Raw genomic sequence first — 19,296 nt, forward strand, 5'->3', positions numbered from 1 at the left:
AAGGTGTGCGAGTGGTGAAGCGGAGTGGTGGCTGCATGGCCGACGGTATCGACCAGACCAGATGCGACATCCTGATTTGCGGTGGCGGAACAGCCGGTGCGGCGCTGGCCGGGATCATCGCGCGCGACACCGACCTGCAGGTCGTTCTGCTGGAGGCCGGGCCGGACTATGGCGCGCTGGCGGATGGCCACTGGCCGGCGGACGTGCTCAACGCTGCCGAGATCTGCCGCAGCCACCAGTGGGGATACTACGGCTCCGCCCACGTGAGCCACACCGAGCCAACTGGCTACGACCGCGCCCGCGTCATCGGTGGATGCTCATCTCACAACGGCTGCGTTGCCCTCTCCGGCCACCGCGCCGATTACGACGCCTGGCCCGCGCTCGGCGCACCGGGCTGGGACTGGGAGTCCGTCGCGCCCGCCTTCGCGCGCGTCAAGCAGATGCTCCGCGTGCGCTCGGTCGCCGACGAGGAGATCACGCCCTGGCAACGAACCTTTGTCGAGGCCGGCATCGCCAGCGGCATCCCCTGGACCGATGATCTTGACGATATCGACGATCCGGTCGGCATCGGTGCATCACCGGTCAACATTTCCGAAGGGCGCCGCTGGAACTCGGCGCTCGCCTATCTCGATCCGGTCCGCAATCGACCCAATCTGCGCGTCATCGGCGACTGCCTGGTCGACCGCGTGATCGTGAACAATGGTCGGGCGACTGGTGTCGAGGCGATCATTGATGAGCAGCGCCACCAGATCCTCGCCGATCGCATCGTGCTCTCCAGCGGTGCCTATGGTTCGCCGGCCATCCTGCTACGCTCGGGCATCGGGCCAGCAGATGAGCTGGAGGCGCAGGGCATCACGGTGACGCAAGCGCTGGACGGCGTCGGACGGGCGCTCGTCGATCATCCAGCGGTCACGCTGCGCATCGACGCGTCCGACGCGATGCAGCAGCAGATGGCCGCAGCTGTCGACGGTGGCTGGCTGCCGGATGAGCAGACACTGGCCAAGGCGCAGAGCCAACGGTGCAGCGAAGCGTTCGATCTGCACCTGTATGCCGTCTCGGGCCGTTCACCATCGACCGGCATCTGGCGCTATTCGATCTGCGTCGCCGATGTCGCGCCGATGTCGCACGGCACGGTGACGCTTGCGTCGACCAATCCTGCATTACCGCCGGTGATTGACCACGGCTTCCTGACCGACCCGGACGACCACGATCTGAACGTCCTCGCCGATGGTGTCGAGCTTGCTGCCCGGATGATGGCGACCGAGCCGTTCGCGCGATCCTTCGGCCCAACGCTGGACGAGTTGACGCGCGACGACATTCTGGCATTCGTCCGCAGCGATGTTGGCATCTATTACCACCCGGCCGGCAGCTGCCGGATGGGTGCAGCGGGCGACCCTCTGTCCGTTGTTGGCCCGAACGGTGCCGTCCACGGCATCGAGGGGCTGTACGTCTGCGACGCATCGATCTTCCCGAAGATCATGCGCGCGAACACGAACCTGCCGGCAGCGATGGTCGCCGAGCATCTCGCCCCAACCATCGCCGAATAGTCCCCGATTCGGGGCATTCGGTGGACTGTCAGGCAAGAAGGGGACACTGATCCTTGCGTAGGGACAGCGCTGGCGCCAACGTTGTCGCATTAAAGAAGAGATGGCTCCGGATAGACTGATGGTGTCGAGCCGTCACCCCCAAATGTAGGGGCGTATTGCATACGCCCGTTCGGCCCTGACCCGTTCCGACCGGCAGCCACAGTGTCAGGTGCCCATCCTGGATAGTCGTGTTTCTGGCCGGGCGTATGCGATACGCCCCTACATTTGGGGGGTGGCGCGCCAACGTGGAACCTCGCGCCCAGCACGCTAATCTCCCAGCGGGAGTGATCGCCATGGCCCGGGTGCCCCCTGGGCGTTGGCTCCCCGCGATGGACGAGCCGGGGCATGTCCGAACGTTTCGGCAGCATCGACGGCCCGCTCCAAGACTGTCACGAAATCTACACACACCGCCGTTCGCTGTTACGACAATGTCGATACCGGCCAACTATGGTTATGACGGATTGATCGACGGGGAACCCAAGCACAATGCAGCAAACCCCGCGAGCACCTGAACAACTGAGACGCAGATACAAACGGGGACAGTGGGGTCCTCACCGCCAACGCTGACAGGAGGTGCAGCTATCGCACGGAGCAACACAGCCAGCTGACACACGCTCGATACGATCCGACGTACAGACACGGACCAAGGGGGTACGACCATGATGACACGACAGCGCATGTACATGCTGACCGCTTTCTCGGCCCTGCTGTTCATCGTCATGAACTGGGCCTTCGCCGACAACATGTTCAACCTCGGCAACCTGTTCTCAATGAACATCGACGGCAGCAGCTTCGTAACGAACATGACGATCTTCACCTACCTGTTCCTGGCCCTGATCATCGTCGCCGGTGTCTGGCAAGCCCGGCGGCTCCCGGAAGCCGGCGTCAACATTGAGCCGGCACCGTTCGCCCAGACTGAGGGACAGGCGGACGATCCGAAGACCTGGAAGCTGATGCTCGGCAACGTCTACTTCGGCGTCGTCTGGCTGGCACTGCGCTTCTTCATCGGTTTCGAGTGGCTCGCGGCCGGTGAGCACAAGATCCGCGATAGCGCCTGGATGGACGGCGGCGCGGCGCTGAAGGGCTTCTGGACTCGCGCAACGACCGTCCCAGAGGGCGCTGCGAACTCGCCCGCCGGTAACTACGGCTGGTTCAACGACCTGCTGACCTACATGCTGAACAACGAATGGTACACATGGTTCGCCAAGCTCATCGCCATCGGCGAGTTCCTGATCGGCATCGGCCTGATCGTTGGCGCACTGGTCGGTATCGCCGCCTTCTTCGGCACACTGCTCAACTTCAACTTCATGCTGGCTGGCACGGTGAGCAGCAACCCGGTGATGTTCGCGATCACGGTCTTCCTGGTCCTCGGCTGGAAGGTCGCTGGCTACTTCGGAGTCGACCGCTACCTGCTCCCGACGCTGGGCGCTCCGTGGCAGGCAGGCTCACTGGTTCAGGGCGAAGGGGTCACGGCGATGCGCGCCAACGGTGACCGAGGCCCTGTAGCACACGCGTAATAACCCACCCAACCCAACCCAACCCCGCGACGCAGCCCGGTCCAGCTGGACCGGGCTGTTTCGTGCGTCACGTTCTGTCAGTCGAGCCAGGCGAAGGTGAACGGCTCGGCATACTGCAGTCCGGCAGCTTCGCCATACCGCCGCGCCTGGGCGGTCATCCGATTCCGCACACCGCCGGGGAACGCCGACACCTGGCTGGTGTGCAGGTTGATGGCCTCGATCTTTTGCTCCAGCGTCTCGGTGATGTCGATCGACAGGTTGACTTCGTCTGCACCGATGACCAGCAGCATGTGGACATCGATCGGTTGCAGGCCCTCAAGCATCTGCTCGGGGAAGAAGCTCTCCAGACGGCAGGCGGGGAAGACCGCCGCCAGCGTCGCGAAGCCGACGGCCCGGTGATCGGGGTGCTGCCGGAACATGCGGGTGAGCGGATCATGCGCAATGACGAGATCGGCGCGCATCCGGCGGATCTCGCGGACGATCTTGCCGCGCAGCTCCAGCGTGTCGAACACCTCGCCGTCACGCTGTCGCAGGAAGACGACCTCATCGACGCCAAGCCACGCCGCCGATGCACGCTGCTCCATCTCGCGGCGCTCGATGAAGGCGCTCGGATCGGTGATTTCCTCTTTCGGCACGCCCTTATCGCCGGACGTGACGATCAGATAGCGGACGCGCGCACCGGCGGCGACCAGGCGGGCGACCGTCCCGCCGGCATTCGCGTCGGGATCATCCGGGTGTGCGCCGACGACCAGCACGTTGCGCGCGCTGAGCACGCGCGCCAGCGCGTCGGCACCCTCGACAGGTTGCGACATTCCAGGCTACTCCTTCGTCAGATGAACGAGCGTGGCACGATCATCCGACGATCGCGCGGTAGAACTCCTCGGCAGCGCCAACGCCGTACTTCGATCCGTTGAGCACCAGTCCGCCGCGAACCGACTTGGCGACTTCCTCGAAGTGCGCGCCAAGTTGGCTATCGTGCTGGCGGAGCGCCTCGATCTTGGCCTCGACGGTGTCGGTGACATCGACGTAGTGGTTGACGCTCGGTGCGCCGACGACCCACAGCTCCTTGACGCGATGCGGCAACAACCCTTCTTCGAGCAGCTCCGGGAAATCCCACGCGTTGCGCGCTGCCGGGTAGATCGCGGCGATCACGGCCCGACCGACAGCCAGATGGTCGGGGTGGTGGCGGCCAATGTAGAACGGGTCCCAACGGAACTCCGGGCTGGGGCAGACGACGATCGTCGGTTGGAAGCGTCGCAGGCAGCGCACGATCTCGCGGCGCAGCTCCAGCGTCGACTCGATCGTGCCATCGCGCTGATCGAGGAACTCGACGCCGGCGACTCCGGCCACCCGTGCCGCCTCGCGCTGCTCCGCCTTGCGCCGATCAGAGATGGCCTTGCGGGCTTCCGGCCCGACATCGGTTGCGTTGTCATCACCGCCGCCGGATGCGTCGGTCACGATGACGTAGCGGACTTCCCAACCATCGTTGGCCCACTTGGCCGCCGTCGCCCCGCAGGAAAACTCGGCATCGTCCGGGTGCGCGACGATCACCATCGCCCGCTTCGGCAGCTCAGCCGGTCGGCCCGGTACCATCGTCTCGTCGCTGACATCGAGCTCCGATTGCGCGTCGACCTGCTCGTTCTCTTCAAGAGTTACGTCTGTGCGGTTGTCATCAGTCATGATGCGTTCCCCTCCCCTTCGTGTTGCAAACACCTGATCTTACCCGTCTATCCCGAATAGCCAAACGCCACAGGGCGCAAATCTATTCGCGGATCGTCGGAGATGGCAGTGCAGCCAGCAATCGGGAGTAGAAGCGCAGATTGTGCAGCGTCGCCAGGCGCTCCCCGGCGCTGTCGCCGATCTTGAACAGATGGTGCAGCCAGGCGCGGGAGTAGCGTGAGCAGAGCGGGCAATCGCAAGTGACATCGACCGGCTCACGATCGGCGCGATAGTCGGCATCGACGATGTAGAGCGTGCGGTGGAAGCGTTCGCCGGGACGCGGCGCTCGCTCCGGGTAGCCGGGCAGGAAGGTGTAGAGCCGGTTACGGCGCGCATCGCGGGTCGGGAAGCTGGAGTCGAACGTCGTGTAGCCCAGCGCGCGAGTGGCGACGACATGCTCGGGGCTGCCGATCCCCAGCGCGTGCTTCGGCGCGGACGACGGCAGCGCGTCAGCGACCCAGCCGAGTACGTCGGTCAGCAACGCTCCGTCGGCTGCCAGCGGCCAGCCACCGAAGCCGAAGCCGTCGAAGCCGATCTCGACCAGCGCCTGCGCGCAGGTCCGGCGCAGCTCCTCATTGCCGCCGCCCTGGACGACGGCGAAGATCAGCGGCGGCTGCTCGCGCTTCATCTGCCCGGCCAGCCGCTCGTACTCCTCGCGACAGCGCCGCGCCCAGCGGATTGTGCGCTCGACGGCGCGCGCCTGGTCGTCGTAGCTGTCATCGACGTCGGTGCAGTCATCGAGGCAGACGATCATGTCCGACCCGAGCTGGAACTGAATCTGGATGATGCGCTCCGGAGTCAGCGTCCACTTTTCACCCGTATCCGGCTCGCGGAAGATGACCTCGTTGGCACGAATGACGCCGTAGTCGGGGTTCTGGCGGATCAGTGAGTAGACCTGAAATCCGCCCGAATCGCTGAGGATCGGGCGATCCCAACCCATGAAGGCGTGGATGCCGCCGTGCGCCTGAATGACGCGCACGCCGGGGCGTCGCAGCAAATGGAAGGCATTGACAACCAGCGCCGGTGTGCCGACTTCCAGCAGGTCCGCTGAGGTGACGCCGCGAACGACCGCACGGGTGGCGTCCGGCAGGAACGATGGTATCGTCAGCTCGCCCCGGCGCGTCTGCAACGTTGGTCGTGTCATGCCGAGCCTCCCTCGCCATCAATAATGAAGACGAGCTCGCTCGCCATATCCAGCTCGTGGGTCGTCCGCGACTGCCAGCCCAGCTCGTCCAGCAGCGCCGCAAAGCGCGCCCGATAGGTGCGCTCCATGCCCTTCGCCCGCCCGCCAATCGACTGGCTGGGGAACGAAACGACGTACCAGCAGGCACGGACAGCGGACAGCACCCGTGCGGCGGTTGCGCGATCCTGCTGATCCAGGCAGGGCACCGACTTGAGCAGCAGCGCGACATCGCAGGTCTCCGTCGGCGCGGCGGTAACGATGTCCCGCACACTGATGCGTGCGCCGATGCCGAACAGATCGAGCGCACCGGCGACGAAGCCGACGAGCTGGTCGTCAATGTCGCAGCCGATATAGCGCGCGCCAGTTGGCAGATTCATCCAGGGCGCGGCCAGCGGGTTCAGTCCGCAAGCGATGTCGCAGATGACCGACGGCACACCGGTGAGCGCGAAGACTGCGCCATAGAACTGGTCGAGAATCGGCAGACGCTCCCGCGTCGACACATGCCCGGCCATCGCCGCGCGGCAGACGTCGCGCACCGCCGCATCGTCGCCGCTCGCCAGCGCGTCGGCCAGCGACCGCAGCTTCGCCGCATAATCGGGCTGGCCGGTGTAAGCGCCGAAGATCTGGTGCAAGCGACGCTTGGTGCGCTTCTCGGCATCGGCGAGGTTGCGCGACTTTGGAATCTCCTCCACCGCCAGCCGTTCGACGACATCGGAGGCGACGTGCCGGTAGCGGCGTGATATGGCGACGCGGGCCAGCACCTGATCGAGCTGAATCTCACTCATCGGTCGATCCCTCGCTGCGAACCCGCAGGATCAGGTCGTAGGCCGCGCGGCGCTTCATGCCATGTTCGCTCGTCAACTGCTCCAGGATGCTCCGCGAATCGAACCCCTCGGCGAGCATCTCGGCGACGATCGGCGCTGCGTCCTCTGGCTCTTCGGTCGCTTCCTCTGAGCTGCCGGCCACGAGCACCGTCACCTCGCCGCGCACCTCCCCTTCAGCGCGCAACTGGGCGATCAGATCGGAGATCATGCCGCGCTGGTAGCGCTCATGCGGCTTCGTCAGGTTGCGCGCCAGGCAGGCGGGGCGGTCGCCGCCGGCCGTCAGCACGTCCTCCAGGCAGGCGATCAGCCGGTGCGGCGCTTCGAAGAAGACGAGCGTCGCAGGAGTTCGCAGCCAGGGAGCGAAGAACGATCGGCGCTTGCCGCCGGTGCGTGGTGGGAAGCCGAGGTAGACGAACGGGGCGACCGGCAGGCCGGCGGCGGCCAGCGCCGTCGTGACAGCACTCGCGCCGGGGATACTCGTCACCTCAATACCGGCATCGATTGCCGCGCCGACGATCCGGAAGCCCGGGTCGTTGACCAGCGGCGTGCCGGCATCGGACACGAGCGCGACGCTCGCCCCGCCCAGCAGACGCTCGATCAACTCCGGCGCGCGTGAATGCTCGTTGTGATCGTGATAGGAGATGACCGGCGTCGCGATCTCCCACTCGCGGGCGGTCGCGCGAAAGTCGCGTGTGTCTTCGGCAGCGATCAGATCGACTGCGCGCAGGATGTCGACGGCGCGATAGGTGATGTCGCGGCGGTGCCCGATCGGCAGCGCCACGAGATACAGCGTGCCACCCGTCACTCCCTCCTGCGTCACATCGCCCCCAGTCCGCACTGCTTGCCTCCGAATGCCAGTACTATTGTGACCCACAACGCGCGTGAAAGGACGGCCAGGTGGAACCTGCTGACGAGCGCGACCTGTCAACACCGATCTATTGCACCAATTGCGGAGCGCCGAACGCACGCGACGCAGTGCGTTGTCACGCCTGCGGCTCATGGCTGCCCAGCCAGGAGCAGATCATCGACGTGACCACCGGCGAGCCAGAAGTGGTTTCGGCCACGGATGAGCGTCAGGGAGGTCAGGGGCGGTTCCAGACGATGACGGTCGGGTCGAGTCGGATCGTCGTCGCGCGCGGCGGCAGCCGCACCTGCCTGCTGATCGCTATCGTGGCGCTGCTGGTCGGCTGCTGCGTCTGCTGGGTGATCTGGTCCGGCTTTGGCGCGATCTTCTAATGGGTTCGAGGTATCTCTGCCCCATAGCGCCTGTAAGTGCATCCAATTGAAAAGTACCGGGATGTTAGCGGCTGCACTGCATCGTTCCGGGTTCCTTGACGCAATTGGACACGCCCGTATCCTGATCCCTTGGTTGCGTGCATTCACGGAATCGCATCTAGTTAGGTATTGTGCGGTGCGCGACATCGTGTGATGATAACCAGCGCCCTCGCCGCACCGAACAGCACGAGCGCCAGCGGCACGTAAAACAGGACAAACATCGCCGCGATGATCCAGAAGCTATCCATGCAGTATCACGCTCCTCACCCGCCGCAGATGCTAGCGCATCGTGCAAGCTAGCGTTGGTACGGCTCTCCAACCAGCGCCGCGCCGAACGCGCCCGGATAACTGCCCGCCTCGTAGCCCATCAGCTCACGCTTGGCGACGATCTCGCCGAGATGGAAGACGTGGTGAATCGCGCACTGCACGATCGCCACGCGCAGATTGATGCCGCCGGCGCGGAACGGCGCGTAGCTGCCGTCGTACGGCAGGGTCAGATCGAGATCCGCCTCGCTGATACCCAGCAGGAACGGACGCAGGCGCTCGCGCACGCCGACGACCGCATCGCGAACCGTCGGCCAGTCATCGACCACGCCATCGCCGCCGATGCCGAAGCGCGGCGTGCTCAGCAGCGGGTCAAGTTCCATGTGCTGAGCGCTTGTTGATCCACGAGTCGATCTGAAACGTGACATGGCCAATCGTCCAGGCAAAGCAGCTACCGCCATCGAGCTGCCGCAGCATGTCCTCCGGCGCAACGTCGGCAATCGCCGCATCCAGATCGTCCCAGGCGGTCAGCAGCAGAATGGCCGGCATCGTCGGTAGCTGCAACGGTGTCTCCTTTGTGGTGCGTTGGCGGCTCGGCGGGTCGGGTGCCGGTTTGGCGGGTCAAACGGGCGTATGCAATACGCCCCTACATTGCAACATGCCCGTAACAACATTCGTGCTGTGCAGAATAACGCATCTGATGCACGCGGAACCATAGGGGCGTATTGCATACGCCCGTTTGGCCTCCGACCGAGTTAGCCGCCTGACCTGATCGCGCACACCCGCACAACACACCGCACGGCATCGTGGTATCCAACCCGTTCGCGCACGCCTACTCCACTCACACGCACTCCACCAGCATCACCCAACAACTGCGAGGAAGTCGCCGGTCGGGCTGCGCTGGATCTGGCGGATGGTAGTGATTGGTGAGGCGGTCGAGCGGGCCGTAGACGCGGGAAGCGGCGGTCGGGGGTCGTCGTAGCGCACGTCGGCGGTGATGCGGGCGAGGTCGATGGTGAGCAGGATGTACGGGCGCGGGTCGGCGGTGTAGGAACGCGTTGCTGACGATGAGTACTTCTGTCCTCACCGTGGGTGAGATGCATCAGCCGTCGGCGTCAAAACGACTCGGGCAGATAGGGCTGATCGGTGGTAACGGGAGAGGAACCACGGTCAGTACTGCCAGGTGATAGGCCAGCTCGGTCACGATCGCCTCCTGAACGCAGACACAAAAGAGACGATCCCAACGAGCCTCTGGCTTCGACGCTATCGCAGTTGTTCGATCTAACCTTCAATCGTCCGGTTTCCTGTTCGATCGTTGATGATCTCAACTGGCACAGTGGATAAACCGTCTGTGCAACTCGTCCCCGTCTGCGTCGTCGTCACTATCGAGACAAGACCGAAGCCTGAAGTCATCGATGCGATTCGTCTCGCGGTGGTTCTGAGCGATACGGGCGCGACCGACGAATCAGTCGTCTCCGTTGCGTCGATTCCGATTAACTCATCGGGATCGTGTACGAACAATAACATCGATGTGCCCACGTGTCAACACCTTGTGCAATCCAATCTCGGAATCACGGCTTTATCAGCGCTCGTCAGTGCTATCCGGGCAACGGTGGTGCTAGAATGAGTCCGACGTACGGGGGACGAGTATCCCCCTGTCTCCACGGGTAGACGATACACGGGCGTAATCGACCAGGGAGTTGGACAGAATGCTGACCGAGATGCGGGATCGCCTCAAGGCGCGGGTGGGAATTTACGGCACCGGCTGGAATCCCGAGTCGGTCGTCGGCCTGCTGTTGCCATTCATGTTCGTCATCATGATCGCAGTCTTCGGCTGGATGGCGATTCATATTCTCCACGGCTAGCCTGCTCCACAGACGTCATCAACCAATAGTTCTTTGACGGGCCGTTCCCTCGGGGCGGCCCATCATGTTGGCACGACGCAACTACCATGTGCCACGCAGTCAGAATGCAGGAGGTGAGATGCACGATCTGCAACGCGACGACATCGCACGCAGGATTGCAGCACGCGCCAGCGTCGCGATCGAGCCGGACGCATCGCCAGAGCTGGCCGGGTCAATCGACCTGACCGCCGCGACCCACGAGGATGGCCCGCCTGCGCACGTTCGCGCGGCCGCCATCGACGCGCTCGAACGCGGTGAGACGCACTACACCGACCGCCAGGGCATCCTGCCGCTCCGTGAGGCGCTGGCCGCCCGGACCGCCGCCGAGGGCTTCCCGGCCGATCCGGGCGGCATCGTCGTCACCAACGGCGGATCGGAAGCGCTCTACATCATCCTGCAGTCACTCGTGACACCCGGGGATTCAGTATTCGTTGTCGGCGGAACCTCGCCGAACGTCGCCCACATGATCGCGTTCATGGGTGGCGAGATCGTCTGGATCGAAAGCGGCGCTGATCTCCCGGAGAGCCCGAACGCCAGGCTGCTCCTCGTCAGCGACCCATCGCCGGCGGACGGCACGCTGGCCGCAGATGGCGCGGTCGAACGGCTGGCAACGCAGGCGCTGGAGCGCGGCATCGAGGTCGTTCTCGATCGCTCGCTGTCCTGGAGCCAGTTCACCCATCTCACGCCGCTCTTCAGCGATCCCGCCATCACCGAGCAGGTCCTGACCGTCGGTTCGTTCTCGCACGCCTGGGACATGGCCGGATGGCGGGCCGGGTTCTTCACGACGCCAGTCACGCACCGCGCCAGGATGCAGGGGCTGAAGCTGGCGATGTCGATCTGCACCAGCACCGCATCGCAGTACGCCGCGCTGGCCGCGCTGGAGGGTCCGGATGACTGGCTAATCGCGCGACGCACGCAGATGGCGGAGCGACGCGATGAGGTTATCGGCCTGCTCAACGACGCCGGTATCCCGACCACGACTCCGTCTGCCTGGCCACCGCTGCTGCTCGATACGCGACTGATCCAGCCGAACGACGAGCAGGCCGCCGCCATGATCCGGGACGCGTCCGGCGTCATCGTTGAGCCTGCGTCCCACTGGGGCCCCGCCTATCGTGGGCGGTGTCGTCTACGTCTCGACGTCGGTGTCGAGACGCTTCGCGAGGGGATCGCGCGGTTGGCGGCGTTCCACAATAGCTGCGGCTGACAGGAGAAGGTTGTGTCCGTCAATATCTTCGACCTGATGGAGCTGGCCCGGAGCAGGCCGGCGGCAATCACCCTCGGACTGGGCGACCCGGATCTGCCGACGCCGCCGCACATCGTCGCTGCAGCGGCTGAGGCGATCAATTCCGGCAACACCGGTCCGACGCCGCCGACTGGACTGCTGGAGCTGCGCGAAGCCATCGCCCGCAAGCTGGCGCGCGACAACGGCGTCGAGGTCGATCCGGAGACCGAGGTATTGGTGACGACCGGCGGGCAGGAGGCGCTGTTCCTGCTGGTACAGGCGCTGATCGAGCCGGGCGACGAGATCATCGTCCCCGACCCGCGCTACACGTCCTACGATGAGGCGATCGGCCTGGCGGGCGGGAAGATGGTGCTCGTTCCGACCCATGCCGAGAGCAACTTTGCCCTCGATCCCGACGAAGTTGAGAGGCGCATCACGCCGCGTACCAAGGTGCTGCTCGTCATTTCGCCGAACAACCCGACAGCCGGCGTCAACCCGCCGGACGTGATGCAGCGGCTGGCCGAGATCGCCACGAAGCACGACCTGATCGTCGTCGCCGACGAGATCTACGAGAAGTTCGTCTATGACGACGCCGTCCACGGCAGCATCGCATCGCTGCCGGGCATGCGCAGCCGCACGATCACGCTCAACGGCATGTCTAAGACCTACGCAATGACCGGCTGGCGGATCGGCTACCTCGCCGCACCGAGCAGCTTCATCCGGGCCGCCGCAGGCCTCAAGGAGATGGTGAACATCCAGGCACCGAGCGTCTCGCAGTGGGCCTCGGTCGCGGCGTTCAACGGACCGCAGGAGTGCGTCGAGGAGATGCGCCGGACCTACGACGAGCGCCGCAAGATGATGATGGGCGAGCTGGACCGCATGGGCATCAGCTACGGCCACCCGTACGGCGGCCTCTACATCTGGGCCAACGTCGCCAGCACCGGCCTCAGCGCGACCGAGTTCTCCTACAAGCTGCTCGACGAAGAGAACGTCCTCGTCTTGCCCGGCGATGGATTCGGCGACGGCTGGAGCGAGTGGATCCGCATGACGATCCTGCAGCCCGAAGCGACCCTCCGCGAGGTGGCGACACGGATGAGCAAGGTTGTTGAGCGGAATGCGAGCCAGGTGAGCTAACGTCCCACCAGCGCCGGATCATCCAGCCCCGCTTCGGCGAAGCCGCGGGCGCGCAGGAGGCAGGCGTCGCAGGCACCGCAGGGCGTGCCGTCCGGGGCGGGTCGCAGCAGGAGACGGTCAGGCCGTAGTCCACGCCCAGCTCGACGCCGCGCTGGATGATGCCGGCTTTGGTCAGCTCCATGAGCGGGGTGTGAATCGTCAGGTGCTGTGTGCCCTCGACACCTGCCTTCGTCGCCAGATTGGCCATCGTCTCGTAGGCGCGGATGTATTCCGGGCGGCAGTCCGGGTAGCCGGAGTAGTCGAGCGCATTGACGCCGATGAAGATGTCGGACGCACCCAGCACCTCCGCCCAGGCCAGGGCGAAGGAGAGGAAGATCGTGTTGCGGGCCGGGACGTAGGTAATCGGGATGTCGCCGCCGACGCTCTTGGCGTCGCGCCCCTTCGGCACGTCGATGTCCGCCGTCAGCGCCGAGCCGCCGAACGTGCGCAGGTCGATGTCGGCGATGATGTGCTCGGCGACGCCCTGCGCGTCTGCGACTCGCCGTGCTGCCGCCAGCTCCGCCTCGTGGCGCTGGCCGTAGCGGAAGGACAGCGCATACGGCACAAAGCCCTCAGCCTTCGCGATCGCCAGGCAGGTCGTCGAATCTAGCCCGCCGGAGAGCAGCACTACCGCGCGTCGTTCGTCTGTCATCCGTTCTCCCATGTCCCTTGTCGTCCGTAGAGCACCGTCAGGTCGCGCAGCCACTCGGCGCGATCGGGATCGAGCGCGTCGGCATCCATCTGCCAGCCCCAGTTGCCGGCGGCTTCGCCCGGCACGTTCATGCGCGCCTCGCTGCCGAGGGCCAGCACGTCCTGGAATGGCACGATCGCGAGCTGGGCGGTCGAGCGATAGGCGGCGCGAATCAGATCCCGGGCGATGTCGTCGCCACTGACTGAAAGATAGCGCCGAACGTGGTCGCCGGTGCGGTCATCAAGCGTTGCGTACCAGCCGAGCGTCGTGTCGTTGTCGTGCGTGCCGGTGTAGACGACGGTGTCGCGCACGAGATTGTGCGGCAGATAGAGATTGTCCGCGCCGGAGCCGAAGGCGAACTGCAGCACGCTCATGCCGGGGAAACCGGCGGCGAGGCGCAATGCGTCGACATCCGGCGTGATGACGCCGAGGTCTTCGGCGACGATCGGCAGCGTACCCTCTGGTGCCAGTGCGGCGCGTACCGCGTCGAACAGCGCGATGCCCGGCCCCGGCTGCCAGGTGCCACTGATGGCGGTCGGTGCGTCGGCCGGCACCGACCAGTAGGCGGCGAACCCGCGGAAGTGATCGATCCGCGCGATGTCGACGAGCCGGAAGGTGGCCCGAAAGCGCTCGACCCACCAGCTGAAGCCATCGCTTTGCATCCGCTCCCAGTCGTAGAGCGGATTGCCCCACAGCTGGCCGGTGGCGCTGAAGTAGTCTGGCGGGACACCGGCAACCTGCGTGCGGTTCCCGCGCGCATCGAGCTGAAACAGGTCGCGGTTGGCCCAGACATCGGCGCTGTCATAGGCGACGAAGATGGGGATGTCACCGAAGATTTCGACGCCGCGCTCGTTGGCGTACTGCTTCAGGTCGCGCCACTGGCGATCGAAGATGAACTGCGCGAAGTCGTGGGCGGCGATGCTGTCGGCCAGACGCGCGCGCGCCTCGGCCAGCGCCAGCGGGTCGCGTAGTCGCAGCGGCTCCGGCCAGTCGATCCACCACGTCTGCTGCTCGTCGTGCAGCGCCATGAACAGGCTGTAGTCAGCCAGCCAGTGCTCCTGCTCGTGGCGGAATGCTGCCAGCTCGGCGTGGAGTGGCGAGGATGGCGTGGCCGACAAGCGTTCGGCTGCCAGCCGCAGCGCCGCAGCGCGCGCGTGGCGGGTCGTATCGGCGTCGGGAGATTGCGTCACTTCGGTGAGGTCGCTGGGCTGTAGCAGCCCGTCGTTGACCAGGCGGTTGAGCGCGACGAGATCGGGATTGCCGGCGAAGGCGGAAAAAGCCGAGTAGGGTGAGTTCCCCACGCCGGTCGGGCCGAGCGGCAGGATCTGCCAGCGCGTCTGCCCAGCAGCCACGAGCCAGTCGACGAAGCGGTAGGCACTGTCGCCGAGGTCGCCGATCCCGCCCGCGCCCGGCAGGCTGGTCGGGTGCAGCAGAATACCGGCGTGCCGCAACGGCGGTCGTCGTGCGAAATCGTCAGCCATATCCGAGCGCTCCCCTCCCCGTGGGCGGATCAACGCGGCAATTGTGCCGGGTTCGCGGCGTTATCAACAGGCTGCGGCGAACACCGGCGTGGCACGCACCCTGCGCGCCAGCAACAGACGGAGCCGACCATGTGTGAGGTTCACATTCCGTCAAGTGGGAGGCGAGCGAAAGGATATTCACGACATGCCAGATCGCAGGAACCGTCTGGATGGCAAGCGGATCGCAGCGCTGTTCACCGATGGCGTCGAGGAAGTTGAATTCACCGAGCCACGCGACGCGCTGACGAATGCCGGCGCAACCGTGACGATCGTCTCGCTCAAGAGCGGTGACATCAAGGGCTGGGATCATACCGACTGGGGCACGACGTTCAAGGCCAACAAGACGGTTGATTCCGTCTCGACCGATCAGTTCGATGCGCTGCTCATACCGGGCGGCGTGATGAACCCGGACAAGCTCCGGATGAATGACGACGCTGTCACGTTCGCGCGTGACTTCTTTGAGCAGCGCAAGCCGGTCGCATCCATCTGTCACGGGCCGTGGCTGCTCGTGGAAGCCGATGTCGTGCGCGACCGCACGATGACGAGCTATCCGTCGCTGCATACCGACATTGAAAACGCAGGCGGCAAATGGGTCGATCGCGAGGTGGTTGTCGATCAGGGTCTGGTCACCAGCCGCAACCCGAAGGATCTCCCGGCCTTTATCGGCAAGATGCTTGAGGAATTTGCCGAGGGCCCGCACGAGGGTCAGGATCGATCGATTCGTGAAGAGGCGAGCCGCCACGCCGACGATTAGCCCGCCGCATTTAGTACGTCCATAACCCCACCAAGGACATCGCCCTTCCCGCCCATCGGGGAGGGCGATTTGCTGTCGTGCTACCTTCCGTCTTGTTGTGCCGCGCCGGAGCCGGTATCGTCTCGACGCATGCGGTTCGTGGGATGGCGAAGGGAACAGATGTGGCAGAGGACGACTACACGGCGCAGCGGCAGCAGGTCGAGCAGCGGCTGATTGTTCGCGGCGGCGCGCCGGCCATACCGGACCGCGAGATACCGCTCGCGCAACGCATGGACGAGCTGGGCACGCCGGGGCTGTCGATCGCCGTCGTTGAGCATGGCGAGATCGCCTGGGCGCAGGGCTACGGTGTGCGCCGCGCCGGTGATGGCGAGCCCGTGACGACCGAGACGCTGTTCCAGTCCGGCTCGATCAGCAAGCCGGTTGCGGCGCTGGGCGTGCTGCGGCTGGTCGAGCAGGGCGTCATCGAGCTCAACGCCGACGTCAACACCTACCTGCGCTCCTGGATGGTGCCGCCAGTCGACGAGTGGCAACCGGAGCTGACCATCCGCCAGCTCATCAGCCACAGCGCCGGATTGACCGTCCACGGCTTCCCCGGCTATCCCGAGGGCTCGCCGCTACCGACCGTCCCGCAGATCCTCGACGGCGTGGCACCGGCCAACACCGGGCCGGTGCGGGTGACGATCATTCCGGGGACGCAGTTCCGCTACTCCGGCGGCGGCACGACGATCGTGCAGCAGGCGCTGGAGGACGTCACCAGACGGGCATTCCCCGATCTGCTGCATGACCTGGTCCTCGCGCCGCTCGGCATGACCAACAGCACCTACGCGCAGCCGCTGCCCGAAGCACTCCATCACCAAGCGGCGGCTGGTCATCGTGCCGGCAGCCAGCCGGTCACTGGCGATCGCCACGTCTACCCGGAGATGGCCGCAGCCGGTCTGTGGTCAACGGCGTCCGATCTCGCCCGCTTTGCCATCGGGATCATGCGCGCCTGGAACGGCGAGCCGAACGCGCTGCTCACGCAGGAGATGGCGCAGCAGATGCTGTCGCCGATCCTGCCGACACACCGCGAACGCGGCGCAGTCGACGCCTACATCGCGCTCGGCCTGTTTGTGAACGACGATCGCGACGCGCCCTGCTTCGGCCACAGCGGCTCGGACGAGGGCTTCTCGGCCCGCCTGCTCGGCTGGCCGGACGCAGGTCGCGCCGTCGTCGCGATGGTGAACGGCGACTGGAGCGACGGTGCGACCGAACTGATCGACGACGTCTTCCACACGATCGCGACCGTCCACGGCTGGGAAGCACCGGCCAGCGAGTTCCCACCTGTCGAAGTCGTCGATCCGCCGCGCCGCGACCTCGACGCGACCTGGGTGCTGCCGTCCGGCTTCAAGCTGATCGCGTTGGTGCGCTACGGCGATCTGTATCTGGCCCCGCAAGGCCAGCCGCCGATGCGCCTCACGCGCCTGAACGCCACCACCTGGTCATCCGAAGTCCTCAACACCCGCGTCGAGCAGGTCATCGAAGACGGCCAGACAACAGCGCTGATCCTGCATCAGGACGGTGTGGCGCAACGCGCGGTGCGGAAGGGGTGAGGGCCGCCGCGCCCTACCCCGCCATCTCCCGCAGCCGCGGGATGACATCCTCGGCGTACTGGCGGAGGAAGCGTTCCTGGTCTGCGCCGGGGGCGTGGAAGACGAGGTGGGTGAAACCGAGGTCGAGGTACGGCTTGATGTGCTTGATCTGGTCTTCGGGGTTGTCGGAGACGATCCAGCGGCTGACGGTGCGCTCGATCGGCAGAGCGTCGGCGAGGCGCTCCATCTCGATCGGGTCCTCGACGCCGGTCTTTTCGTCTGACGAAAGCGCCAGCGCACCCCAGAAGTGGGTGTCTTCGCGGGCGCGATCGAGGTCGTGGTCGTAGGAGACCTTCATCTCGATCATCATGTCAACGCTGCCCGGTGCCTTGCCGGCCTTCTCCTCGCCCTCCTTGACGGCTGGGACGAGCTTGTCGCGGTAGAGCTCCTCGCCCTTGCCGCTGGTGCAGATGAAGCCGTCGCCGACACGCCCGGCATAACGGGCCACGAGTGGGCCACCGGCGGCGATGTAGAGCGGGATCTGCTGCTCCGGCTTGTCGTAGATCGTCGCCTTCTCGGTCTGATAGTACTCGCCCTCGAATGTGACGCGATCTTCGGTCCAGAGCTGCTTCATCAACGAGACGGCCTCACGCAGCCGCGCGTAGCGCTCCTTGAACTCCGGCCAGTCAGTGCCGGTCGCCGGGATCTCATTCAGCGATTCGCCGGTGCCGACGCCGAGGAAGACGCGGCCGGGCGCGAGGCAGCCGAGCGTCCCCATCGCCTGAGCCACGATCGACGGGTGGTAGCGGAAGGTCGGTGTCACAACGCTCGTGCCAAGCTGCACGGTGCTGGTGCGCTCGGCGACGGCCGCCAACCAGGCGAACGAGAATGGCGAGTGCCCGTTCGTGTGTCGCCAGGGCTGGAAGTGATCACTGACGATCACCGAGTCGAACCCGACCTCTTCAGCGATGACGGCAAAGTCCAGCAGCTCGCGCGGGCTGAATTGCTCCGCCGAGGCCTTCCATCCGATCTTCAGCATTATGTCTCCAAACTGCATGTAACCAGTGCAACGAACAGAACCCCACGACAGGGTACGACGATTCGTGCGCAGTGCCTATGCCACCTGCCTCCTGACCGGCATAACGACTGCCTCAATACCTGCATTCCCGCTGGACAGCCGCGCGACGTGTGCTATCGTGCCGCCGAATGTGGTCGCGATTGATGGGGAGGGACTGTATGGCATTGAAGCGCGAACTTGGAGATTGGATCGACGAGCGGCAGGAGCAGTTCACAACGATCTCCGACCAGATCTGGGAACGCCCGGAGGTCGCGATGGCCGAGCACTTCGCCTGTGATTTGCAGGCGCAGACGCTTGAGGCGGACGGCTTCCGCATTACCCGCAACGTCGGCGACCAGCCGACGGCGTTCAGCGCCGAATGGGGCAGCGGGTCGCCGATCATCGGATTCCTGGGCGAATACGATGCCCTGCCGGGGCTGTCGCAGAAGAACCAGGCGACGAAGGATCCGGTCGTGCCGGAAGCGCCGGGCCACGGCTGCGGCCACAACCTCTTGGGCACCAGCGCGCTGGCGGCGGCGATGGCGGTGAAGGCGTGGCTGGCCGAGACCGGCCAGACCGGCACCGTGCGCTACTACGGCTGCCCGGCCGAGGAGACGATCACCGGCAAGGTCTACATGGCCCGCGCCGGTGCGTACGACGACCTCGACGCGGCGATCACCTGGCATCCGTCGGGCACGACAACCGTCTCGCTGGGCAGCTCGCTGGCGGTCGACAACCTGCGCTTCCGCTTCTTCGGCAAGACGGCCCACGCGGCCGCCCAGCCGGAGCAGGGACGATCGGCGCTGGACGCGGTTGAGCTGATGAACAACGGCGTGAACTACCTGCGCGAGCACGTCATCGAGAAGGCGCGCATCCACTATGTCATCACCAACGGCGGCGGCGCGCCGAATGTCGTGCCGGACGAGGCCGAGGTCTGGTACTTCGTCCGCGCACCAGAGCGCGAGCAGGTCGAGGCGATCACCGCGCGCGTGCGCAAGATCGCCGAGGGCGCGACGCTGATGACCGAAACGACCTGGGA

Annotated in this window: 18 protein-coding genes and 1 pseudogene; 9 read left to right on the forward strand and 10 right to left on the reverse strand. The window is 65.5% G+C overall.

Annotation, left to right across the window (positions count from 1 at the left end):
• The first annotated feature begins 14 nt into the window (after window positions 1–14).
• Both M9890_07140 and M9890_07145 read left to right on the forward strand, forming a co-directional pair.
• Window positions 15–1,547, forward strand: a complete 1,533-nt coding sequence (locus tag M9890_07140) for a GMC family oxidoreductase (protein MCO5176730.1) — start codon at window positions 15–17, stop codon at window positions 1,545–1,547.
• A gap of 698 nt (window positions 1,548–2,245) precedes the next feature.
• On the forward strand, window positions 2,246–3,103 hold the full coding sequence (locus M9890_07145) for a hypothetical protein (GenBank protein ID MCO5176731.1): 858 nt from the start codon (window positions 2,246–2,248) through the stop codon (window positions 3,101–3,103).
• 77 nt (window positions 3,104–3,180) lie between these two features.
• Here the strand turns inward: M9890_07145 and M9890_07150 are convergent, their stop codons facing one another.
• From M9890_07150 to rsmI, 5 genes are all read right to left on the reverse strand, one after another.
• Window positions 3,181–3,915, reverse strand: coding sequence for a PIG-L family deacetylase (locus M9890_07150; GenBank protein MCO5176732.1), 735 nt, complete (start codon window positions 3,913–3,915; stop codon window positions 3,181–3,183).
• 40 nt (window positions 3,916–3,955) lie between these two features.
• A complete protein-coding gene (locus M9890_07155) occupies window positions 3,956–4,783 on the reverse strand; it encodes a PIG-L family deacetylase (GenBank protein ID MCO5176733.1) in 828 nt (275 codons plus the stop codon).
• An 82-nt stretch (window positions 4,784–4,865) separates the two neighbouring features.
• Entirely contained in the window at window positions 4,866–5,966 is a 1,101-nt protein-coding gene (gene tgt / locus M9890_07160; protein MCO5176734.1) for a tRNA guanosine(34) transglycosylase Tgt, read from the reverse strand.
• The gene (locus M9890_07165) at window positions 5,963–6,790 is read right to left on the reverse strand and encodes a hypothetical protein (GenBank protein ID MCO5176735.1); all 828 of its coding nucleotides are present in this window, start codon (window positions 6,788–6,790) and stop codon (window positions 5,963–5,965) included. Before M9890_07165 ends, tgt begins: the two co-directional genes overlap by 4 nt.
• Window positions 6,783–7,649 carry a 16S rRNA (cytidine(1402)-2'-O)-methyltransferase gene (gene rsmI, locus M9890_07170; GenBank protein ID MCO5176736.1) on the reverse strand — a complete coding sequence of 289 codons (867 nt, stop codon included), beginning with the start codon at window positions 7,647–7,649 and terminating at the stop codon, window positions 6,783–6,785. The genes M9890_07165 and rsmI overlap by 8 nt, the downstream gene beginning before the upstream one ends.
• A 77-nt stretch (window positions 7,650–7,726) precedes the next feature.
• On the opposite strand from rsmI, the gene M9890_07175 reads away from it, so the two are divergent.
• Window positions 7,727–8,065: a hypothetical protein gene (locus M9890_07175; protein MCO5176737.1), complete on the forward strand. Its 339-nt coding sequence runs from the start codon at window positions 7,727–7,729 to the stop codon at window positions 8,063–8,065.
• Between the two features lie 335 nt (window positions 8,066–8,400).
• On the opposite strand, the gene M9890_07180 is transcribed toward M9890_07175, so the two are convergent.
• Both M9890_07180 and M9890_07185 read right to left on the reverse strand, forming a co-directional pair.
• Window positions 8,401–8,751, reverse strand: a complete 351-nt coding sequence (locus M9890_07180; GenBank protein MCO5176738.1) for a DinB family protein — start codon at window positions 8,749–8,751, stop codon at window positions 8,401–8,403.
• Window positions 8,741–8,932 (reverse strand): hypothetical protein, encoded by a 192-nt coding sequence (locus M9890_07185; GenBank protein MCO5176739.1) that lies wholly within the window; start codon window positions 8,930–8,932, stop codon window positions 8,741–8,743. Before M9890_07185 ends, M9890_07180 begins: the two co-directional genes overlap by 11 nt.
• 1,145 nt (window positions 8,933–10,077) lie before the next feature.
• Here M9890_07185 and M9890_07190 point away from each other — a divergent pair.
• The 3 genes from M9890_07190 (at window position 10,078) to M9890_07200 (ending at window position 12,628) form a co-directional block, all read left to right on the forward strand.
• Entirely contained in the window at window positions 10,078–10,233 is a 156-nt protein-coding gene (locus M9890_07190; GenBank protein ID MCO5176740.1) for a hypothetical protein, read from the forward strand.
• Window positions 10,234–10,351: 118 nt separating this feature from the next.
• On the forward strand, window positions 10,352–11,476 hold the full coding sequence (locus tag M9890_07195; GenBank protein ID MCO5176741.1) for an aminotransferase class I/II-fold pyridoxal phosphate-dependent enzyme: 1,125 nt from the start codon (window positions 10,352–10,354) through the stop codon (window positions 11,474–11,476).
• 12 nt (window positions 11,477–11,488) lie between these two features.
• Complete coding sequence (locus M9890_07200) at window positions 11,489–12,628, forward strand: pyridoxal phosphate-dependent aminotransferase (protein MCO5176742.1); 1,140 nt, start codon at window positions 11,489–11,491, stop codon at window positions 12,626–12,628.
• Between the two features lie 157 nt (window positions 12,629–12,785).
• Here the strand turns inward: M9890_07200 and queC are convergent.
• Window positions 12,786–13,319, reverse strand: a pseudogene (gene queC / locus M9890_07205) (7-cyano-7-deazaguanine synthase QueC).
• Window positions 13,316–14,839: a 4-alpha-glucanotransferase gene (gene malQ / locus M9890_07210; protein MCO5176743.1), complete on the reverse strand. Its 1,524-nt coding sequence runs from the start codon at window positions 14,837–14,839 to the stop codon at window positions 13,316–13,318. Before malQ ends, queC begins: the two are co-directional and overlap by 4 nt.
• A 184-nt stretch (window positions 14,840–15,023) precedes the next feature.
• On the opposite strand from malQ, the gene M9890_07215 reads away from it, so the two are divergent.
• Window positions 15,024–15,632 carry a type 1 glutamine amidotransferase gene (locus tag M9890_07215; GenBank protein MCO5176744.1) on the forward strand — a complete coding sequence of 203 codons (609 nt, stop codon included), beginning with the start codon at window positions 15,024–15,026 and terminating at the stop codon, window positions 15,630–15,632.
• 161 nt (window positions 15,633–15,793) lie between these two features.
• Entirely contained in the window at window positions 15,794–17,221 is a 1,428-nt protein-coding gene (locus tag M9890_07220; GenBank protein ID MCO5176745.1) for a beta-lactamase family protein, read from the forward strand.
• A gap of 13 nt (window positions 17,222–17,234) precedes the next feature.
• Here M9890_07220 and fgd read toward each other — a convergent pair whose 3' ends face one another.
• Complete coding sequence (gene fgd, locus M9890_07225) at window positions 17,235–18,239, reverse strand: glucose-6-phosphate dehydrogenase (coenzyme-F420) (protein ID MCO5176746.1); 1,005 nt, start codon at window positions 18,237–18,239, stop codon at window positions 17,235–17,237.
• Window positions 18,240–18,436: 197 nt separating this feature from the next.
• Here fgd and M9890_07230 point away from each other — a divergent pair.
• Window positions 18,437–19,296: amidohydrolase (locus tag M9890_07230; protein MCO5176747.1), on the forward strand; the 860-nt coding region annotated here is incomplete at its 3' end.

The sequence above is a fragment of the Thermomicrobiales bacterium genome (assembly GCA_023954495.1).
Lineage (GTDB): Bacteria > Chloroflexota > Chloroflexia > Thermomicrobiales > CFX8 > JAMLIA01.

Bases quoted from the DNA above. Each gene is read 5' to 3' on its own strand.
- malQ (MCO5176743.1), bottom strand. From the start codon at position 14,839: ATGGCTGACGATTTCGCACGACGACCGCCGTTGCGGCACGCCGGTATT.
- fgd (MCO5176746.1), bottom strand. From the start codon at position 18,239: ATGCTGAAGATCGGATGGAAGGCCTCGGCGGAGCAATTCAGCCCGCGC.
- M9890_07155 (MCO5176733.1), bottom strand. From the start codon at position 4,783: ATGACTGATGACAACCGCACAGACGTAACTCTTGAAGAGAACGAGCAG.
- M9890_07195 (MCO5176741.1), top strand. From the start codon at position 10,352: ATGCACGATCTGCAACGCGACGACATCGCACGCAGGATTGCAGCACGC.
- M9890_07145 (MCO5176731.1), top strand. From the start codon at position 2,246: ATGATGACACGACAGCGCATGTACATGCTGACCGCTTTCTCGGCCCTG.
- M9890_07215 (MCO5176744.1), top strand. From the start codon at position 15,024: ATGCCAGATCGCAGGAACCGTCTGGATGGCAAGCGGATCGCAGCGCTG.
- M9890_07180 (MCO5176738.1), bottom strand. From the start codon at position 8,751: ATGGAACTTGACCCGCTGCTGAGCACGCCGCGCTTCGGCATCGGCGGC.
- M9890_07165 (MCO5176735.1), bottom strand. From the start codon at position 6,790: ATGAGTGAGATTCAGCTCGATCAGGTGCTGGCCCGCGTCGCCATATCA.
- tgt (MCO5176734.1), bottom strand. From the start codon at position 5,966: ATGACACGACCAACGTTGCAGACGCGCCGGGGCGAGCTGACGATACCA.
- M9890_07190 (MCO5176740.1), top strand. From the start codon at position 10,078: ATGCTGACCGAGATGCGGGATCGCCTCAAGGCGCGGGTGGGAATTTAC.
- M9890_07150 (MCO5176732.1), bottom strand. From the start codon at position 3,915: ATGTCGCAACCTGTCGAGGGTGCCGACGCGCTGGCGCGCGTGCTCAGC.